Source organism: Afipia felis ATCC 53690, from assembly GCF_000314735.2.
Lineage (GTDB): Bacteria > Pseudomonadota > Alphaproteobacteria > Rhizobiales > Xanthobacteraceae > Afipia > Afipia felis.
Genome location: NZ_KB375270.1, coordinates 2,283,567 through 2,302,030, shown reverse-complemented (window position 1 = coordinate 2,302,030; position 18,464 = coordinate 2,283,567). Strand labels below are relative to the sequence as shown.

Sequence of the window (18,464 nt, the reverse complement as noted above, 5' to 3'; positions counted from 1 at the left end):
CCGTGCGTCACAGCAGGTACGAAAGCATCGCGCGATGACGATGAGCCGTCTTCTCGATCTTCGCCGCGTACGTGTTGTTGCTGTCGGCTACCCGGCTGCCGACGTGATGACGTTCGATCTGCAGCAGGCCGACGGTCGCTCTCTCGAACCGTTTGCGCCAGGTGCACATATCGATGTGCAAATTCCCGGCGGCCCGGTGCGACAATATTCGCTGTGCGGGAAGGCGGTGGCGTCGGGCCCCTACACCATCGCGGTAAAGAAAGAACCCGAGAGTCGCGGCGGCTCCAGCGGCATGCATGAGCGGATCGAGATCGGCACGCTGCTCAGTATCGGTGGTCCTCGGAATCATTTTCCGCTGGCGTCCGGTAGCCATCCCAATTTGTTCATCGCCGGAGGCATCGGCATCACGCCGATCACGGCGATGATTACGGAACTGAACGAACAAAATCAGGACTGGACGCTGCACTACTGCGCGCGTTCGGAAAGACATGCCACGTTCTATCCGGAGCTCACGAAGCTCGCGCCCGAGCGTGTCCACACTCATTTCAGCGAGAAGCCAATTCTCGATATCGATGCGTTGGTTAAACAGCAGTCTCCCGACACGCATATTTATTGTTGCGGGCCGAAGCCTCTGATGGAGGCTGTTGCGCGGGCGACGTCAGCGTGGCCGAAAGAACAGGTTCACTTCGAGTGGTTTTCAGCGCCAGAGATCAATAACGGTCCTAACACGACGTTTGAGGTCGAACTCAAACGTAGCGGCGTCGTACTCACCGTTCCGCCCGATAGGACGATCCTGCAGGTGCTGCGTGATAACGGTTATCACGTCGACAGTGCTTGCGAGGAAGGCGTTTGCGGCACTTGCGAGACGGTCGTGATTTCCGGTGAGCCCGAACATCGCGATGCATTGTTGTCGGAAGAAGAGCGTGCGGGGAACAAGACCATGATGATCTGCGTCTCGCGCGCAAAAAGCTCGCGGCTCGTACTCAATCTGTGAGGGAAGCGATGCGCCGGAAATCTTCGGGGGCGTTGGCAGAATGATTGTTGCGGACGCTTTGCTTGCGGCGGGAATGGCAGCGTTGACGCCTTACGGTCAGCGGCGCCTCAAGCCGATTGCTCAAGAATGCGCCGCATGCGTTGCTTTACGAGGCAAGCGCCGGATATTGCAGCGAAAACTGCTTCGTTTTTTCTAAACTCCGGCCAAGGAAAAGCTTTGTTTACTCCCGCTTCCGGTGCCGCCCATAATTTTCGGGGACACCTGCCTGCGGGCTTGCGAACGTGGGTTTCTGCAGACGGGTGGGGCGTAGCAGTTCACTGCCGTCAGAAAACGGGTGTGCGGTCGAAAAGTACCAACACGGTTCGTGGGTCGCATTGTGTGGCTCGGGGTTCATGCCCGATCCGCAAAAAGGGAGATGGTGAGCTTGGCTTGCTGCGTGACATCCAACAGGAGCGCGTTGCCGCACTGTGGGTGCCGACGCATGCACTTGAATGCAGAGCGCAGTGCCGCGGTCGTTGTGTTGGCACATGTCTTGCTCTGACAAAAAAGAAAATTGCCGTGGAAGGATGCGCTCATCATGAACCCTATCTCGACTGTTCTTAAGCTCGCGCCGACAAACAGTCGCTCGTCGCAACCCTCGCAGGATTCCGTCGCGGTTTCCTTGCAGGGCGTGAGCAAGACCTATGCGACTGCGAGCGGCGAGAACGTCAACGCACTTCAGAAGATCAACCTTGATATTCGCTCGCAGCAGTTCGTCTCTGTGATCGGCGCATCAGGTTGCGGCAAGACCACGCTGCTCCGTATTATCGGCGGCCTCGAGCCGGAATATGACGGCGACCTTTTGTTGAACGGCAGCAAGCGCAGCGGTCCCACGAAAGACATCGGTATCGTATTCCAGGACGCCAACCTGCTGCCGTGGCGGACGGTGCTGAACAATGTGCTTCTGCCTGCGCACGTTCTGAAGCTCGACATCAAACAGGCGACTGCGCGCGCTTACGATCTGCTCGATCTCGTCGGCCTCAAAGGTTTTGAGAGCAAGTATCCATTCGAGCTTTCCGGTGGAATGCGTCAGCGCGTTGCCATCGCCCGCGCGCTCGTCCACGACCCATCGGTGCTGCTGATGGACGAACCCTTCGGCGCGCTCGACGCATTGACGCGCGAGCACATGAACCTCGAACTCCTGAAAATCTGGCAATCGGCCAAAAAGACCGTCTTCATGATCACGCATTCGATCTCGGAAGCGGCCTTCATGAGTGACCGTGTAATCGTGATGTCGCCGCGTCCGGGCCGCATTATCGAAGACGTCGTGATCGGCTTGCCGCGTCCGCGCAATCTCGATCTCCTGAGCGATGCGGCGTTCGGCAACTACACGCGCAGGCTGCGCCATCTGCTCGATCACGGCGAGGATGCGCCGGCAACAGGCAATGAAGCTTCGGGGAGGGTGCACTATGACTGATACGTCTCCTGCCAACGGCAAGATCGCAGGCCCCGTCATCGCAAGTGGCCGGGCTTCTGTCCGCCGCCGTGCCATTCCGGGTGGCGATTATCTTATCTCTTTCAGCACGTTTCTTATCCTGCTGGCGGCCTGGGAAGCGTCTGTGCGGGTATTTCGTGTTCCTGAATTCATCTTGCCGCCTCCGAGTGCGATCATTGTGTCGCTTTATTATGGGCTGAAGTCCGGCCTGTTTATCGAGCATTTCCTCGTCACGGCGTTTCAGACGCTCACCGGATTTTTGCTGGCGGCATTTTTCGGCATTGGCCTCGGCGCGCTCGTCGCGCAATTCCGGATCGTGGAGCGGACTGTCTATCCATGGCTCGTCGCATTACAGACGCTACCGAAGATCGCCATCGCTCCGCTCATTATTATCTGGGCGGGATACGGCATTCAGTCCAAGGTGATCATCGTAGCGCTCGTCGCGCTGTTCCCGATCCTGGTGAACACTATCGTCGGTCTCAAATCCTGTGATCAGGGCAAACTCGATCTGATGCGTTCGCTCGGTGCCACGCCGTGGGAAACCTTCCGTCTCGTGCGGTTGCCTAACGCGTTGCCTTTTATTTTCGCGGGGCTGAACGTCGCGATCGTGCTCGCCATTCTCGGCTCGATTGTCGGAGAGTTCGTCGGCTCCAAAGCCGGTCTCGGCAACCTCATCCTCGAAGCCAACTTCCAGTTCAATGTCGCGCAGATGTTCGCGATCCTCGTGATCCTCGGCGTGTTCGGTGTCGCGTTGAGCATGATCGTCCGATTCATTCAGGGACGGCTCTTGTTCTGGAATGCTGGCTTCTCGCAATCAATCTAATTGGCAAGGCAGAACACATAGCTGAACGCATAAAAATATTCAGGAACAACAGGGGACATCGAACATGCGACGCATACTGGCTTCACTGATCGTGGCAGTCTCTGTTGCTGCGGTCACCGCGGCGAATGCTGGCGATAAGGTAACCTACGCTGTCACCACCACGAACATCACCGTTGGACACGCGGCCCAGTCGTCGATCCCTCTGGGGCTTGGACTCTGGAAGGATGCCGGCCTTGATGTTGAAGTCGTTGGTCTCTCGGGTGCGACTGCCGGCGTTCAGCAGGTCGCGAGCGGTCAGGTCGACTATGCGACGGTCGGCACCGATGCGCTGATGATCGCGCGCTCCAAAGGCATCAAGGTGAAGGCCTTCTACACCTATGCGCAGCGGCCGATCTATCAGGTCGTCGCATTGAAGGACAGCGGCATCACCAAGATCGAAGATCTCAAGGGCAAGACGATCGGCGTTCCCGATATGAGCGCGGGCTCGGTGCCCTTCATCCGCAGTATCCTGAAGCGCACCAATATCGATCCCGATAAGGACGTGAAATGGCTGTCAGTCGGCCTTGGAGCACCGGCGGCGAACGCCATGCGGCAAAAGGCGGTCGACGTGTGGGCGGCGTGGGATACGGCGGTCGCTTCGCTTGAAAACGGCGGCTTCCAGTTCGTGCAGATCGCGCCGGATTGGGCGAACCAGCTGCCTGGCAACGTTCTGATCGCCAAAGAAGAGACACTCGCGGCCAATCCGGAGCGAGCAGTCAAGGTCGCGCGCGCGATTGCCGAGTCGTCGGTGTTCGGTCTTGCCAACCCGGCCGCTTCGGTGCGTAACCACTGGAAACTCTACCCTTCGACCAAGCCGCAGGGTGGCGACGATGCCAAGGCTCTCAAGGACGCGGAGCACGTTTTCAACTCGCGCTTCGATCTGATGAAGCTGCCGGAAGGTGTGACCAAGTGGGGCACCAACATCGATGCCAAGTGGAAGGACCTCGCCGATCTAACGATCGAGCAGGGGTTGTTGCCGAAGGACTTTGACGTGAAGTCTTCTTACACCAATGAGTTCATCGACAAGATCAACGACTTCGATAGCAACAAATTCAAAGATCTCGCGAAACAGTCGAACTGGTAAAAAAAAGTTACGAGGGAACAGTCATGGCACGGGTTGAATTCCGGTTTTTGAACCGCGGCGAAGTGCGGGCGTTGATGCCCCCGATGCCGGAAGTCGTGGAGATCATCGAAACCGGGCTCGCCGCCCATGGCCGTCGCGAAGTCGTGCTGCCGCCAAAATCACACATCCAGCTGGATGATCGCTACAACGGTCATTTCAATATTCTAGTGGGTTGGGCGCAGCCCAACGACACTGCAGCTGTAAAGGTGATCGGCGATTACGTTGATAATTATCGCCACGGTTTGCCCTCCGAAGTGGCCGTGCTGACGCTTTACGATCCACGCAAAGGTGTGCCGCGCGCCATCATGGACGCTACTGATCTCACGACGGCGCGCACAGGGGCTGTTACGGGTGCTGGAGCGCGCCATCTTGCTCCGCCGAAACCAAAGATCGTCGGGCATATCGGTGCACGCGGGACCGCCTTTTCAAACATCGCGGCGATGGCCGGAATGTTCGATCTCGAAGAAGTCCGTATCAACAGCAAGCGAGCAGAAACCCGCGAGGCGCTCGCGCGCAAGATTCGGGACGAACTCGGCATCGAGGCGCGGGCTGTCGCGGAGGCCGAAGAGGCTGTTCATGATGCAGATATCGTTGTGGAGGCAACGCGGCTCGAAAAACCGACTTTGCTGATCCGCGACGAATGGCTGAAGCCGAATTGCCTGCTGATCGCTTATGGCTGGGTCATGGCGATTGATCCGAAGACGGTGAAGAGTGCATCCAAGATCATCGTCGACGACTGGGAGCAGTGTCAGAAGGGTGGCCAGTTGTTTCCGATGATCCAGAGCGGGGAATTGACCGCTTCGAATATTCATGCCGAGATCGGGGAGATCATCGCCGGCCGCAAACCGGGCCGGACCAACCCCGGCGAAAAGATCGTGTTCTGGCATCGCGGATTCGCGATCAGCGATATCATGCTGGGAAGCCACATTCTCGATCAGGCCGTTGTGCAGGGCAAGGGGCATCAACTTACGCTGTTCGACGAACCCGACGAGTGAGCCGCATTGCGGTTTTCGCCGCGTAGGGGATTTTTCTGATGACCGTCAAAGCAGCCGATAGTGTCGCCGCGGCTTATCTCCGGTTGCTTAGCGAACGTGGCGTGCAATACCTGTTCGGTAATGCGGGCACCGACTTTGCACCGATTGTCGAGGCCTACGCCGAATTCGCGAACAACCGCATGTCGGCCCCACAGCCGGTGCTGGCCGCGCACGAAAATCTCGCGGTATCGATGGCACACGGCTATGCGATGCTGTCGCGTAACATCCCGGCGGTGATGATGCATGTCAGCGTTGGCACCGCGAACATGATCTGTGGAGCGATGAACGCCGCCCGCGAGAATGTCGGCATGTTGCTGACCGCAGGACGCTCGCCGATCACGGAATTCGGTCGGCATGGCTCGCGCGACGGTTACATTCACTGGGCGCAGGAGATGTACGACCAGGCGGGCATGCTGCGCGAGATTGTGAAATGGGAATATGAGCTCCGCAGTGCGGGCCAGCTCGAAACGGTTGTGGACCGAGCGCTTGCGATTGCTGGCACGGAACCTCGCGGCCCGGTTTATCTGTCGCTGCCGCGTGAGGTACTAGGCGAACCGGCGGCCGCCACCCAATCGGGCCCGGCAAGGCTGCGCCCTGCCGCGCCTGCCGCTCCGGATGCAGAAGCAATTTCTGTCGCAAGCGATCTGCTGGTGGGCGCCCGGCGCCCGCTGATCGTTGCCGCCAATGCCGGGAGGGAGCCCGGCGCGTTTGCCGCGCTTGCCGATTTCGCAGAGCGATTCGCGATTCCCGTCACGCAGCACAAGCCCCGCTATCTCGGGTTGCCGTCGTCGCATCCGATGAATCTCGGCTACGATCCGCATCGCTTCGTCGGCGACGCGGATGTCGTTCTGGTGCTGGATAGCGATGTGCCGTGGCTGCCTGTGCACGCGCAGCCGAAATCAGATTGCAAAGTCATCCAGTGCGGATTCGATCCGCTGCATACGCAGATCCCGATCCGCGGTTTCGCCAGCGATCTCGGCATCGCTGGTGGTTGCGTCGCGATCCTCACCGCGCTCACGAAAGCGCTCGACGCCAGGAAAGCCGATGTTTCGGCGCGCCGCGATTGGGTTGTGAAAAACCGGGCCGAGCTCGATGCCGAACGGCAAATGATCATCGAAAAGAGTGCGCACCAGATGCCGATTCACCCGGCATGGGCTAGCCACTGCATCGGTGCGGCCAAGGATGCGGACGCGATCGTCGTCAACGAATACACGCTGCAACTCGACCACTGCGCTTTTGAGCAGCCGGACAGCTATTTCGGTTCAAGTTCGGCCTCCGGTCTTGGCTGGGGGCCGGGTGCCGCGCTCGGTGCGAAGCTCGCTGCGCCCGAGCGGCAGGTGATCGCGGTGAGCGGTGACGGCGCGTATCTCTTCAGCAATCCTGTCGCGGTTCATCATGCGGCCGCGCTGTACAAGCTGCCGGTGCTTTTCATTGTCATGAATAACGGCATGTGGAATGCGGTGCGGCGCTCAACCCTGCAGATGTATCCGCAAGGTCAGACCGGGTGCTGCAACGATGCGCCGTTCACACGGCTCGGTCATTTGCCGGCGTTCGAGCAGGTCTGCGCCGCCGCAGGCGGCTATGGTGAGCGCGTCGAAGATCCGGCGGATCTTCCGGCGGCGATTGAACGCGCGCTTGGGGTCGTGCAAAATGAAGGCCGTCAGGCGTTGTTGAACGTCATTTGCGGAGTTTGAGTCGAGCATGAGCTATCCTGATCCGGTACGTCTCACGCAGGAATTGGTCGCCATCGACACGATCAACCCGCCGGGGCATGAGCTCGCCTGCATCGAAATGCTGGCCGGCATTCTGTCGGATGCCGGTCTGAAGACTGAAATTCATGGCTTTGGTGAAAGTCGTGCCAATCTAGTTGCGACCCTGGGCGAGGGGCCGGCGCTTTGCTTTACCGGGCACGTGGACACCGTGCCGCTTGGAAATGCGCCATGGCGGCGCGATCCGTTCGGTGGCGAAATCATCGATGGCCGGCTCTATGGGCGTGGCTCGACCGATATGAAGAGTGGGGTTGCGGCTTTCGTGTCGGCGGCCTGCGCCGCCGCAAGAAAGAATCGTAGGTCGAGTGGATCGATCACATTGATTATCACCGCGGGGGAAGAAACCGGTTGCGATGGCGCCAAGGTGTTGGTGAAGGCGGGTGCTCTCAAGAAGGGTGATGCACTTGTCGTCGCGGAGCCGACGTCGAACATGCCAATGGTCGGCCACAAGGGTGCGCTGTGGTTGCGTGCCGTGACAACCGGTGTAACGGCGCATGGCTCGATGCCGCATCTCGGCGTCAACGCCGCGTATAAGGCAGCGCGCGTGCTTCATAAGCTCGAGGCTTTCGAATTCAATGAGGCACCGCATCCGCATCTCGGCAAGCCGACGCTAAGCGTTGGTGCGGTGCGCGCGGGCATTAATGTCAACTCGGTGCCCGACCGTGCGGAGATCGATATCGATATCCGCACCATTCCGTCGCTGGCGCATGTCCGGGTCAAAGAGCACCTTGTGGTTGAGTTGGGTGAAGATGTCACGATGAGCCCGCTCGTCGATGTGCCGGCGGTGTGGACTGAACCGAAGAACGCTTGGCTCGCGGATGTGTTTGCGGCTGTCCATGCGGTAACGGGCAAGGAGCCTTTGCCAATTGCGACGGTGCCATATTTCACCGATGCCTCTGTTCTGAAGCCCGCACTTGGCGAGCCACCGACGGTTGTGCTTGGACCGGGCGAGCCCGGCATGGCGCATCAGACCGACGAATATTGCCTTGTTGATTCTATCCGTGATGCCGAAAAGATTTATGCTCGCCTCATCGAAGGATGGCAGGGATAGATGGGACGAAATGGTGCGCTTGGTCTTCGACCGGACTTTCGAGGTGAGGCAAAGCGGATCAAATTGGTTGGGCCGAGCATTCTTACGTGACGCTGGCCGTAAAGATCGTGGCGAGTTGGCCCGGAATGCGCGATTATTGCCGCGGCGTGTTGATTGTGATTGATGATGCGCCGGTGCCGGCTGAGTACTGGCTCTTTGCAGACGTTTAGGCTTCTACTTTTTCAATATACAGAGTGCTCTGAAACGATCCAGCCCTGACGGTTTTCGCCGTCGGGGCTGGATTTGTGTGGCGCGGTATGCCCGTTAAGGCGGTGCGATTAGCTCGCCTTCACCTCCTTCGCGGTGAGGGCGTATTTGAAATTATCCGGGTCGTGGCAGTCGAGAAGCAGCGACGCGCGCTCTGCCTGCGGATACATCAAGAAGCCGAGCTTCGGATGCGTGCTACCCGGCAGCGCGACGTCGTGCGCGGTGTTGTAGGGAATCCAGTTGCCCTCCCACGCACCGAACAGTGTCTTGCGCGCGGCGACGACTTTCGGGTCGTTGATTGCGAGGTTTGCTGGGGGCTCCTCCAGCATCACCTTGCGCACGTCGGCAGGATCAGTCGGTACCCAGCCGAAGCCCTCCAGGAAAACCTCGGCCCGGCAATGCTGTGCCTTGGTAACGTTGCTCGATCCGGCGCCGAGGCTCTTGTAGCCGAATTGTGAGGGAATGGCGCGGATGCCATAGACGTCGCGCGCGGGCACGCCTGCGGCGCGGGTGAGCCCAACATAGAGCGCGTTGAGATCGGCGCATTTGCCGCCGAGATTTCCGGTTTTGAGCATGGCTGCGACATCGCCAACACCGCAGCCGCGTGTTGCAGCGACGCGAACCGTGTTCTCGACGACCCAATCATAGATCGCGCGAGCCTTTTCCATATCGGATTTGGCGTTGGCCGCCGCGACGATTTTGTCCGATGTCTGCTTGACGATGCCGTCAACCGGGATGAGGGCAGTCCCCTCGAGATTGAGCTTGCGCTCGGCCTCGCTGAGCGAGGTGACCTTGCCGGGCTTGCTGAGATCGATCGCCCGGTCGCGCATCTCGACCCGACTCGTGACTTCAAGAACGGGAGCCGCCTCGTTCTCTTTCCAGGTCACGTGCAGTATCTCGGCGCCGTATTTCGGGTCTCGCGCGCGTGTCGCGGAGGCGGTGTTGCCGGTCCATGTCGTTTCGCCGTTTCGGACCCATTCGGATTCCGTGACGGAGGGCAAAGGAATCCATGCCTGCATCTTTCCGTCAGGTTTTTCGATGATGATTTTTGTGACGAGATCGACTGCTCGCCAGGCGCCTGGCTTGGGTGCGAATACGACTTCTTCCGCCCAGGCGCTGCGGGGCAATGCAGCCGCCAACGAAAGGATCGCTGCGCTTTTTAGAAATTCTCGCCGTTGCATACTTTCCTCCTTTTGAATGTTCGGATTATTTGCTGCTGATTGTTTTCCCTGGCGGCTGGTCTGCCGCGGAATAGAGAGATTCAATCGCGGCCAAAACGTCAGGGCGCGACCAGTCGAGATCGCCTTCGATGAAGAATTTCGGTGCAAGATTTGTGTCGAGCACGAATGTAGTCGGCAGCGCGCTGACATCCCAGGATTTGCTAACGGCTCGGTCTCGGTCGAGCAGGACAGTGAAATCAACCGGCTGTTTTTCGAAGAATGCCCGGACGCGAAGATCGACCTCGGCAACATCGACGGCGAGAATGACGAACGGCTTTCCGCGAGTTGTTGTGGCCAGCCGCTGCAGCGATGCCATTTCGCTCACGCATGGCTCGCACCACGTTGCGAAGAAATGCACCAGCACAACTTTTCCCGCGAACGCCCGGAGGTCGCGTTGATTGCCGTGCAAATCGTCCAGTGAAAATGCATGTTTCTCCGGCCCGGACACGATCTTTAGCGCGGCCGGAACGGCGGTCTGGGGTGCCTCTGAAGGGCCGGCGGTTGCAGACATAGGAGGGCAGGCCAACACGCAGGCGGCATAGAAAAGTGAGACGACGAGTCTGGCTGCCGACTGAAGCATGAAAAATATACCGCGTTGATGCTGTCTGACTTGTAAGCGCGGGCCTGCGGGAGCGGTTTGTGTCGCCACGTTTTTGATTTGTGACTCATTGGCCTTGTGGTCAACGGCGCTGTGCTGCGACCAAATGCTTCAAAGGTGCCACGTGTCGTAAAACGAGTGTTTCCTAGCTCCCATGCTGTGCAAGTTAGTATCAAAGCGATGGTCCATGAATATGAATTGAGATGCCAATTCCTTGAATTGAGCTGACGATATATTCTGCTTGCTACCGCTCTCCGCGCAGTGCGCGGAATGCTGGTGAGGCTGCCGCTGCGCGGCGCAATCCGCAGGAGACCTGACAATGAATGCTCCCATCGTGCGCCTGACGAGCCTTGCCCACGGTGGCGGATGCGGCTGCAAGCTTGCGCCTTCCGTCTTGCAGGAGTTGCTCGCCAACCAGCCCGCCGCCGCGCCATTCCGTCAACTGCTGGTCGGGGTCGAGACCGGTGACGACGCCGCGGTGTGGAAAGTCGATGACTCCACCTGCGTGGTGGCCACCACGGATTTCTTCATGCCGGTGGTGGACGATCCCTTCGATTTCGGCCGCATCGCCGCAACCAACGCGATCTCCGACATCTACGCCATGGGCGCGAAACCGATCATGGCGCTCGCGATCCTTGGCATGCCGCTCAACAAGGTCACAATCGATGACGTGCGCAACATCATCGCAGGTGGCAATAGCGTCTGTGCGACGGCCGGAATTCCGGTTGCCGGCGGTCACTCGATCGACGCGACGGAACCGATCTACGGTCTTGCCGTCATAGGCCTCTGCCGTCCCGATCAGGTGCGCCGCAATGCCGATGCGAAGCCCGGCGACGCGCTGATCCTGACCAAGGCCATCGGCGTCGGCATCTATTCCGCCGCCATCAAGAAGGGCGATCTGCCGGGCGAGGGTTACGGCGAAATGCTTGCCTCGACGACACAACTCAACCGTATTGGCAGTGAGCTTGCCAACGATGAAGCCGTTCACGCCATTACCGACGTTACTGGGTTCGGCCTGCTCGGCCATGCGCTGGAGCTCGCACGCGGCTCGAAGCTCACCGTCGCGCTGAAAGCCACCGAGGTGCCACTGTTCACGCACGCGGCCCAGCTCGCGCAGCAGGGCTACGTCACCGGTGCATCCACACGAAACTGGGCAAGCTATGGCGATGCCATTCGCCTGCCCGAGGGTTTGCCCGACTGGCAGCGCAACCTGTTGGTCGATCCGCAGACGTCGGGCGGGTTGTTAGTTTCCTGTGCCGCTGATCACGCCCAGGCCGCGCTCGAGACAATTCACCGCGCGGGCTACAGCGCCGCCCGGATCATCGGCTACACCGCAGCCGGGCCGGCCGAGGTGCGCGTCATAGCGTAGTCGGTGCAAGCCCATCAGCCTCGGTCCCCTGTTCGCAAGGTCGCGAGATTGCGCACGAACGCGGCCTCGTCTTCGAGGCAGCGCAAATCGAGGATAAACGCATCGTTTTCGATGCGGCCGATGACAGGTTGATCCAGCGTCCGAAGGGCTGTCGCTAATTCCAGGAGGGCACGGCCCTTGCCGCGCGTATTGGCCACGCGCAACGCGATGCCCGCACTTGGAATCACTTCGCTCGGCAACGAGCCCGAACCGATCTGGCTTGTGCAGGCGATCACGTCAGCGTCAAAGCGAGAACCCACGGCGGCCGCGATGGCAGGCAACACACGCTGCGCCGCGGCCTCGATGTCGGCAAGCGGCCGCGCCATCATGCGCAATGTCGGCAGACGTGCAGCCAGCCGGTCCGGATCGCGATAAAGCCGCAGCGTCGCTTCGATCGCCGCAAGACGGATCTTGTCGATACGCAGCGCACGCTTCATCGGGTTGCGGTTCAGTCGCGCGATCAAATCCCGACGCCCGACGATGAATCCGGCCTGTGGGCCACCGAGCAGCTTGTCGCCGGAGAACGTCACGAGGTCCGCGCCCTCGGCCACCGCCTCCGCCACGGTCTGCTCATGCATCAGCCCATAGCACGACAGATCAACCAGCGTGCCGGAGCCAAGATCGTTCAGGAGCGGAACGTGACTCGCGCGCGCCAGCGCAGAGATCGCCTTGCCAGACACCGACTTGGTGAAGCCCTCGATGCGGTAGTTTGATGTATGGACCTTGAGAATCAACCCGGTCTTCGGGTTGATCGCCGCCGCATAGTCCTTTTCATGCGTGCGATTGGTGGTCCCGACTTCGACCAGCCTGGCACCGGCGCGCGCCATGATCTCCGGCATGCGGAAGGCGCCGCCGATCTCGATCAACTCGCCGCGCGAAACGATAGCCTCTTTTCCCTTGGCCAAGGTGTTGAGCGCGAGCAGCACGGCGGCGGCATTGTTGTTCACCACCGTCGCATCCTCGGCGCCGGTCAACTCGCACAGCAGACCGCGAACCAGAGCGTCGCGTTCGCCGCGCCTGCCCTGCGCCAGATCGAATTCCAGCGCCATCGCTTCGCGCATCGCGACCGTCGCAGCCTCGATCGCTGCTTCCGCGAGAATGGCGCGGCCCAAATTGGTGTGCAGGACCGTGCCGGTGAGGTTGAACACTGCCCGCGCATTCGGGCGGGCATCGGCCTCAAGCCACGCAAGAGCATCGGCCGCGATGGCCTCGGGAGCCAGCATGAGCACCGCGTCCGCACCGATTTCACGGCGCACGACCGCGGTCACATGACGTATCGCGTCCACCGTGCGCTTTCGTCCGAAACGTTCGATCGCCTGATGAGCTTGCGGCGTTTTCAAAGTCTCATCGACGGACGGAATTCGGATGGAGGGGGAAATCCCTGCGTCCATATCGGACTCCTAGTAGCCGATCAGAAATGGATTAACGCCACCGCGGCCAGAACGGTCGCGATATGCGGGTCGAGGTGCGCTGGCAGCTTGGCCGATACCTCCGGGCCGGACTCAACGGCAGCCGGCAACGAGAAGGGCGCGGGACTCTCGTGGGTATCGCTTTCGGGGCGGCGAGGAGAGAGGGAGCTCATTCGATCATTAATGAAGGAAACGCCCGAGGATGCAACATCATTTGATTTAACTATCATTCGATAGGAGTTGCGGTTTGAACAGATTCCGGTGGTCAGGCTCGCCCGGCCTGCTTCTTTTATAAGATGATGATTTATCTCAGTATTGGGTGAGTTCAGCCAGCAGTCTGCAATGTCGCAACGGGCAAAAGCAATCATGTGCAATAGCCTTCATATATCGAGATACGAGGATCGTGGTAGTATGAAACACTTCGAGGAACACTGGAGGCAGGCATATGGCCAGACAAGGCAAGCAGAACTACACGCGACTCACCGAGCCGCTGGTTCGTAAAAACGGTGTGCTGCAACCTGCCTCTTGGGATGAAGCGCTTGATTGCGCTGCCGAAGGCTTTCTTCGTAACCGCGAGAAGCACGGCCCCGACGCGTTCGGCATGTTCTCTTGCTCCCGCTCGACCAATGAGCTGAACTTCATTGCCCAGAAGTTTGCTCGCGCGGTGATCGGCACCAACAACATCGATTCCTGTAATCGAACTTGACACGCTCCTAGCGTCGCCGGTCTGGTGACGGTATTCGGAGCTGGCGGTGGTACCTCTTCTTATCGCGAAGCTGAAGATGCGGATTTGCTTGTCTTCTGGGGCTCCAATGCCCGCGAAGCGCATCCGATTTTCTTTCATCACGCGCTGAAAGCGATTCATAAAGGGGCCAAGGTTTATTCGGTCGACCCGCGCCGTGCCAAAACGGCCGAGTGGGCTGACGCGTGGCTCGGCCTCGACGTCGGCACTGACGTTGCGTTGGCCTACGGTATCGGTCGTGAGATCATCCATGCCGGATTGACCAACGAGGCGTTCATTGAGAACGCGACCACCGGATTCAAAGATTACGTCGCCGCCTGTGAGCCATGGACACTGGAAGCCACCTCCCGCGAGACTGGGGTGCCTGCGGAGTTGATCCGCCAGCTCGCGCACGACTACGCAAAGGCAGAGCGTGCGCAGATTTGCTGGACGCTCGGTATCACGGAACACCACAACGGCACGGACAACGTGAGGTCGCTGTGTAACCTCGCACTGCTTACCGGCCATGTCGGCCGGTGGGGCTCAGGCTTGGTTCCGTTGCGCGGCCAGAACAACGTCCAGGGCGGCGGCGACATGGGGGCGATCCCCAAGAACCTGCCGGGATTCCAGGACGTCGGAAATGCCGAACATCGCGCGAAATTCGAGCGTCTGTGGAATGTCACGATGCCGCCGAAATACGGCATGACGCTTTCGGAAATGATGCACGCGATGGATGAGGGGCATCTCACCAACCTCTACATCGTGGGCGAGAACCCGGTGCAGTCCGACGCCGACTCCAACGCGGTAGGTAAGCGTCTGGAGAACCTGGATCACGTGGTCGTGCAGGATATCTTCCTTACAAAGACTGCGACATACGCTCATGTTGTGCTTCCGTCCGCCGCAGCGTGGTGTGAAAGCGAAGGCACCTTCACGAACAGCGAACGGCGCGTCCAGCGCGTGCGAAAAGCACTGGAGCCGCCCGGAAACGCGAAGGACGACATCGAGATCATACGATTGGTGGCAGAGCGTATGGGATATCACTGGCCCATACAGACTGCGGAGCAGGTCTGGGACGATCTGCGCGCGGTTTCGCCGAACCACCACGGAATGTCCTACCGGATGCTCGAGGAGCGGGGCGGATTGCAGTGGCCTTTCCCCGATGAGAACGGCCCTGAAACATCGTTCCTGCACGCTCGGCTTTGGGACAAAGATCCCGAGAAGCGCGGACGGCTCGCGCCGTTCGGTACGCCCAAACACAGCCTGCCGGTGGACAAGCTCGATGAGGAATTCCCGCTGCGCCTGACGACAGGGCGGCGGCTCACCGACTACAACACCGGCGTGCAGTCCGGCGGCTTCAACTCGCCAATCCGATTTGGCGCTTGCATTGATCTCTCTCCGGAGGACATGGCTCGGCTCGACGTCAGTGAAGGAGAGTGGGTCCGGGTGAGCTCGCGCCGCGGATCGGTGCTGGCACCCGTGCGCAAGGAGCCGGGGCTACGTCCGGGATTGCTCTTCATGGCCTGCAATTTCCCCGACGAGGTGGACGTCAACGCGCTCACCATCGAGGCAAATGACCCGATCGCCGGAACGGCCGAGTTCAAGGCGACAGCGGTCAGGGTGGAGAAGACTAACGAAGTTCCGACTTGGGAGAGAAATGCTTTCGCCAAGCTCGAGGCTGCGGAATAGGGTGGATTAACTGTGGATCTGAAGTTCTCGAATGCCGAGCCGTCCGCAGACGAACGGGACGCAGTTGATCGGCTGCTTGGGGTTGGCGATGGTGGTTGGCGCGGAGGCGAACGCGACGAGCGGGACCACCGTCGTGCGCACACCGGACACGCGGCGCGGGCCCAGCGGCATTACGTCATGGAGGCGCTGCACGCGGTGAACGATCGCGTCGGCTGGATCAGCCCCGGCGCGCTGAACTACATCGGAAGGCGGCTCAATATGGCGCCAGCCGATGTCTACAGTGTTGCGACGTTCTATGCGCTGTTCTCCACCAATCCGCGCCCGAAGCGCATCGTGCATGTCTGCACCGACATTGCCTGTATGGCGCGCGGGTCCAAGGAGGTTTGTGCCGACCTCGAGAAACGGCTCGGTCCGGCCGGTGCCGTGAACGGCTGGAAGCACAGTCCATGTCTGGGCGTGTGTGAGCGTGCGCCTGCCGCAATGGCGGTTGAGGCGGGCGATCCGCCTCATGAGCATCTGATCGGGCCCGCTACTGTCGAGGAAATTGCTCTCGCGCTGAATGATGGTCCCGCGGTACTCGCGGCCGAGGCGCCGCCGGTCATGGCAGTGCCGCAAGCCGGTCAAGATGGTCTGATGTTGCTCAAGCGCGTCGGCCAGGTCGATCCGGAAAGCATCGACGACTATCTCGCGGCCGACGGCTACGCCGGATTGCGGCGGGCGTTCGAAATGGAGCCGGGGAAGGTCATCAGCGAGGTCAAGGACTCCCGGCTGATGGGGCGCGGCGGCGCGGCCTTCCCGGCTGGTATCAAGTGGGAGAGCACCGCCAAGCAGCCTGCCACGCCTCGTTATCTCGTTTGCAACGCCGACGAGAGCGAACCCGGCACGTTCAAGGATCGAGCCATTCTCGAGGGCGACCCGTTTGCGCTGATCGAGTCGATGACCATCGCCGGTTACGCCATCGGCGCCGAGCGGGGCTATATCTATCTGCGCGGCGAGTACCCGCGCGCTCACCGGATGCTGCACAACGCCATCGAAAAGGCACGCGAACGCGGGTTCCTTGGTGAGAACATCCTGGGCAAGGGCTGGAGCTTCGAGCTTGAAATCCGGCGCGGCGCTGGCGCCTACATCTGTGGCGAGGAGACCGCGATCTTCAATTCGATCGAGGGCTATCGCGGCGAACCGCGTTCCAAGCCGCCTTTCCCCTTCGAGGCTGGACTCTTCAACAAGCCGACGGTGGTCAACAACGTCGAGACCCTGTGTAACGTGCCGCTGATCATGCGGATGGGCGGCGCGGAGTACGCCAAGATCGGGACCGAGGGCTCGACCGGGCCCAAGCTGTTCTGTGTTTCGGGCAACCTCGTGCGCCCCGGCGTCTACGAGGTGCCATTCGGCGCGACCTTGGGCGATATTATCAAGCTGGCCGGTGGAGTGCCGCAGGGCCGGAAGCTGCAGGCTGTGCTGCTCGGCGGCGCGGCAGGCGTGTTCGTGCGCGCTGACGAACTCCACATCCCGCTGACATTTGAGGGCGCGCGCGCCAACAATGCCACCTTGGGCTCGGGTGTGGTGCTGGCGTTCGACGACACTGTCGATCTGCCTAGCATTCTGTTGCGTGTCGCGCGTTTCTTCCGCGATGAATCCTGCGGCCAGTGCGTACCCTGCCGGGTGGGCACCGTGCGTCAGGAAGAGGCGTTGCTACGCATTACGCACAACCGCCAGGATGCTGCGGCCAAGGGGCGCGATGTCGGTCTGCTGCGCGATGTCGGCCTCGTGATGAAAGATGCCTCGATATGTGGCCTTGGTCAGGCCGCCTGGAATGCTATCGAGTCGGCCATCGATCGTCTCGGCGTACTGGAGAAGAGCATATGAACGCACCCATCCAGCAAATCACGATCACCATCGACGGCAAGGAAGTCAGCGTCCCGGAAGGTAGCACCATCCTGACGGCCTGTAACGCGGCGGGGAAGGACACGCCGACACTTTGCTACGGCGATACGCTCACGCCCAAGAACGCCTGCCGTGTTTGCATGGTCGAGCTCAAGGGTTCGCGTGTGCTTGTGCCTTCTTGCTCCCGCAAGGTTCAGGCGGGTATGGAGGTTTTCACCGACACCGACCGGGTACGGCACAGCCGCCGCCTCGTGCTGGAGCTGCTCGATTCCTCGGTCGACCTGTCCACCACGCCGCATATTCCCGAGTGGAAGGAACGCTACAACGTCGACTCGGATCGTTACGGTCCAAGGGCTGGCAAGAGCCTCACGCGCGATGTCCATGAGCCGGGTGAGCATCACGCCGGGAACGGTAGCCTCGCGGCCACGATGGCCCAGCCGGACAAGGTCGATAACGACCTCTACGTGCGCGAGTATGACAAGTGCATTCTCTGCTACAAGTGCGTGGATGCTTGCGGACCCCAGTGGCAGAACAGCTTCGCGATCCAGATCGCGGGACGCGGGTTCGATGCCCAGATCTCCACGGAATTCGCCGTGGAGTTGCCTGAATCCGCGTGCGTCTTCTGCGGCAACTGCGTTGAGGTCTGCCCGACGGGGGCGCTGTCGTTCAAATCCGAATACGACATGCGGGCCGCTGGCACCTGGGACGAGTCGAAGCAAACCCAGACCACCACGGTGTGCACGTATTGCGGCGTCGGCTGTAACCTGGAGCTGCACGTCCAGGACAACAAGATCGTCAAGGTGAATTCGCCCCACGACCACTCTGTCAGTCACGGCAACCTGTGCATCAAGGGCAGGTTCGGTTGGGCGCACGTCCAGAGCCGCGAAGAAGACGGCAACGGCTAGAGTGTTTTCGCTTTAAACGGAATCACCCACGCGTCATGCCCGGCTTTATGTCGGGCATTCGTGTTTTGAGTCGATGCTCT

Annotated in this window: 14 protein-coding genes and 1 pseudogene; 11 read left to right on the top strand and 4 right to left on the bottom strand. The window is 60.3% G+C overall.

What is annotated here, in order from left to right; genetic code table 11:
- The first annotated feature begins 34 nt into the window (after positions 1-34).
- The 7 genes from HMPREF9697_RS10880 (at position 35) to HMPREF9697_RS10845 (ending at position 8,307) form a co-directional block, all read left to right on the top strand.
- Positions 35-994, top strand: a complete 960-nt coding sequence (locus tag HMPREF9697_RS10880) for a PDR/VanB family oxidoreductase (protein ID WP_002717265.1) — start codon at positions 35-37, stop codon at positions 992-994.
- A gap of 577 nt (positions 995-1,571) precedes the next feature.
- Positions 1,572-2,450: an ABC transporter ATP-binding protein gene (locus HMPREF9697_RS10870; protein ID WP_002717263.1), complete on the top strand. Its 879-nt coding sequence runs from the start codon at positions 1,572-1,574 to the stop codon at positions 2,448-2,450.
- The gene (locus HMPREF9697_RS10865; protein ID WP_002717262.1) at positions 2,443-3,291 is read left to right on the top strand and encodes an ABC transporter permease; all 849 of its coding nucleotides are present in this window, start codon (positions 2,443-2,445) and stop codon (positions 3,289-3,291) included. The genes HMPREF9697_RS10870 and HMPREF9697_RS10865 overlap by 8 nt, the downstream gene beginning before the upstream one ends.
- Before the next feature lie 64 nt (positions 3,292-3,355).
- Positions 3,356-4,414: an ABC transporter substrate-binding protein gene (locus tag HMPREF9697_RS10860; RefSeq protein WP_002717261.1), complete on the top strand. Its 1,059-nt coding sequence runs from the start codon at positions 3,356-3,358 to the stop codon at positions 4,412-4,414.
- Positions 4,415-4,437: 23 nt separating this feature from the next.
- Positions 4,438-5,448: an ornithine cyclodeaminase family protein gene (locus HMPREF9697_RS10855; RefSeq protein WP_002717260.1), complete on the top strand. Its 1,011-nt coding sequence runs from the start codon at positions 4,438-4,440 to the stop codon at positions 5,446-5,448.
- 38 nt (positions 5,449-5,486) lie between these two features.
- Entirely contained in the window at positions 5,487-7,181 is a 1,695-nt protein-coding gene (locus HMPREF9697_RS10850) for a thiamine pyrophosphate-requiring protein (protein ID WP_002717259.1), read from the top strand.
- A gap of 7 nt (positions 7,182-7,188) precedes the next feature.
- Positions 7,189-8,307 carry a M20 family metallopeptidase gene (locus HMPREF9697_RS10845; protein WP_002717258.1) on the top strand — a complete coding sequence of 373 codons (1,119 nt, stop codon included), beginning with the start codon at positions 7,189-7,191 and terminating at the stop codon, positions 8,305-8,307.
- Positions 8,308-8,624: 317 nt separating this feature from the next.
- Here the strand turns inward: HMPREF9697_RS10845 and HMPREF9697_RS10840 are convergent, their stop codons facing one another.
- Positions 8,625-9,734, bottom strand: coding sequence for a transglutaminase-like domain-containing protein (locus HMPREF9697_RS10840; protein ID WP_002717257.1), 1,110 nt, complete (start codon positions 9,732-9,734; stop codon positions 8,625-8,627).
- Between the two features lie 25 nt (positions 9,735-9,759).
- Complete coding sequence (locus HMPREF9697_RS10835; protein WP_002717256.1) at positions 9,760-10,353, bottom strand: TlpA disulfide reductase family protein; 594 nt, start codon at positions 10,351-10,353, stop codon at positions 9,760-9,762.
- Between the two features lie 337 nt (positions 10,354-10,690).
- Between HMPREF9697_RS10835 and selD the strand changes: the two genes are divergently transcribed.
- On the top strand, positions 10,691-11,740 hold the full coding sequence (gene selD / locus HMPREF9697_RS10830; RefSeq protein ID WP_002717255.1) for a selenide, water dikinase SelD: 1,050 nt from the start codon (positions 10,691-10,693) through the stop codon (positions 11,738-11,740).
- A 14-nt stretch (positions 11,741-11,754) separates the two neighbouring features.
- Here the strand turns inward: selD and selA are convergent, their stop codons facing one another.
- Both selA and HMPREF9697_RS20925 read right to left on the bottom strand, forming a co-directional pair.
- Positions 11,755-13,170, bottom strand: a complete 1,416-nt coding sequence (gene selA, locus HMPREF9697_RS10825; protein WP_002717254.1) for an L-seryl-tRNA(Sec) selenium transferase — start codon at positions 13,168-13,170, stop codon at positions 11,755-11,757.
- Between the two features lie 20 nt (positions 13,171-13,190).
- The gene (locus HMPREF9697_RS20925; protein WP_002717253.1) at positions 13,191-13,556 is read right to left on the bottom strand and encodes a hypothetical protein; all 366 of its coding nucleotides are present in this window, start codon (positions 13,554-13,556) and stop codon (positions 13,191-13,193) included.
- 68 nt (positions 13,557-13,624) lie between these two features.
- Between HMPREF9697_RS20925 and HMPREF9697_RS10815 the strand changes: the two are divergent.
- The 3 genes and pseudogenes from HMPREF9697_RS10815 to HMPREF9697_RS10805 form a co-directional block, all read left to right on the top strand.
- Positions 13,625-15,544: pseudogene (locus tag HMPREF9697_RS10815) on the top strand (molybdopterin oxidoreductase family protein); the annotation flags it as partial.
- Between the two features lie 63 nt (positions 15,545-15,607).
- Positions 15,608-17,461: an NAD(P)H-dependent oxidoreductase subunit E gene (locus tag HMPREF9697_RS10810; protein WP_002717250.1), complete on the top strand. Its 1,854-nt coding sequence runs from the start codon at positions 15,608-15,610 to the stop codon at positions 17,459-17,461.
- Positions 17,458-18,384, top strand: a complete 927-nt coding sequence (locus tag HMPREF9697_RS10805) for a 2Fe-2S iron-sulfur cluster-binding protein (RefSeq protein ID WP_002717249.1) — start codon at positions 17,458-17,460, stop codon at positions 18,382-18,384. The genes HMPREF9697_RS10810 and HMPREF9697_RS10805 overlap by 4 nt, the downstream gene beginning before the upstream one ends.
- Positions 18,385-18,464: the final 80 nt, after the last annotated feature.

Bases quoted from the DNA above. Each gene is read 5' to 3' on its own strand.
- HMPREF9697_RS10870 (WP_002717263.1), top strand. From the start codon at position 1,572: ATGAACCCTATCTCGACTGTTCTTAAGCTCGCGCCGACAAACAGTCGC.
- HMPREF9697_RS10860 (WP_002717261.1), top strand. From the start codon at position 3,356: ATGCGACGCATACTGGCTTCACTGATCGTGGCAGTCTCTGTTGCTGCG.
- HMPREF9697_RS10850 (WP_002717259.1), top strand. From the start codon at position 5,487: ATGACCGTCAAAGCAGCCGATAGTGTCGCCGCGGCTTATCTCCGGTTG.
- HMPREF9697_RS20925 (WP_002717253.1), bottom strand. From the start codon at position 13,556: ATGATTGCTTTTGCCCGTTGCGACATTGCAGACTGCTGGCTGAACTCA.
- HMPREF9697_RS10880 (WP_002717265.1), top strand. From the start codon at position 35: ATGACGATGAGCCGTCTTCTCGATCTTCGCCGCGTACGTGTTGTTGCT.
- HMPREF9697_RS10855 (WP_002717260.1), top strand. From the start codon at position 4,438: ATGGCACGGGTTGAATTCCGGTTTTTGAACCGCGGCGAAGTGCGGGCG.
- HMPREF9697_RS10840 (WP_002717257.1), bottom strand. From the start codon at position 9,734: ATGCAACGGCGAGAATTTCTAAAAAGCGCAGCGATCCTTTCGTTGGCG.
- HMPREF9697_RS10845 (WP_002717258.1), top strand. From the start codon at position 7,189: ATGAGCTATCCTGATCCGGTACGTCTCACGCAGGAATTGGTCGCCATC.
- selD (WP_002717255.1), top strand. From the start codon at position 10,691: ATGAATGCTCCCATCGTGCGCCTGACGAGCCTTGCCCACGGTGGCGGA.
- HMPREF9697_RS10835 (WP_002717256.1), bottom strand. From the start codon at position 10,353: ATGCTTCAGTCGGCAGCCAGACTCGTCGTCTCACTTTTCTATGCCGCC.
- HMPREF9697_RS10805 (WP_002717249.1), top strand. From the start codon at position 17,458: ATGAACGCACCCATCCAGCAAATCACGATCACCATCGACGGCAAGGAA.
- HMPREF9697_RS10865 (WP_002717262.1), top strand. From the start codon at position 2,443: ATGACTGATACGTCTCCTGCCAACGGCAAGATCGCAGGCCCCGTCATC.
- selA (WP_002717254.1), bottom strand. From the start codon at position 13,170: ATGGACGCAGGGATTTCCCCCTCCATCCGAATTCCGTCCGTCGATGAG.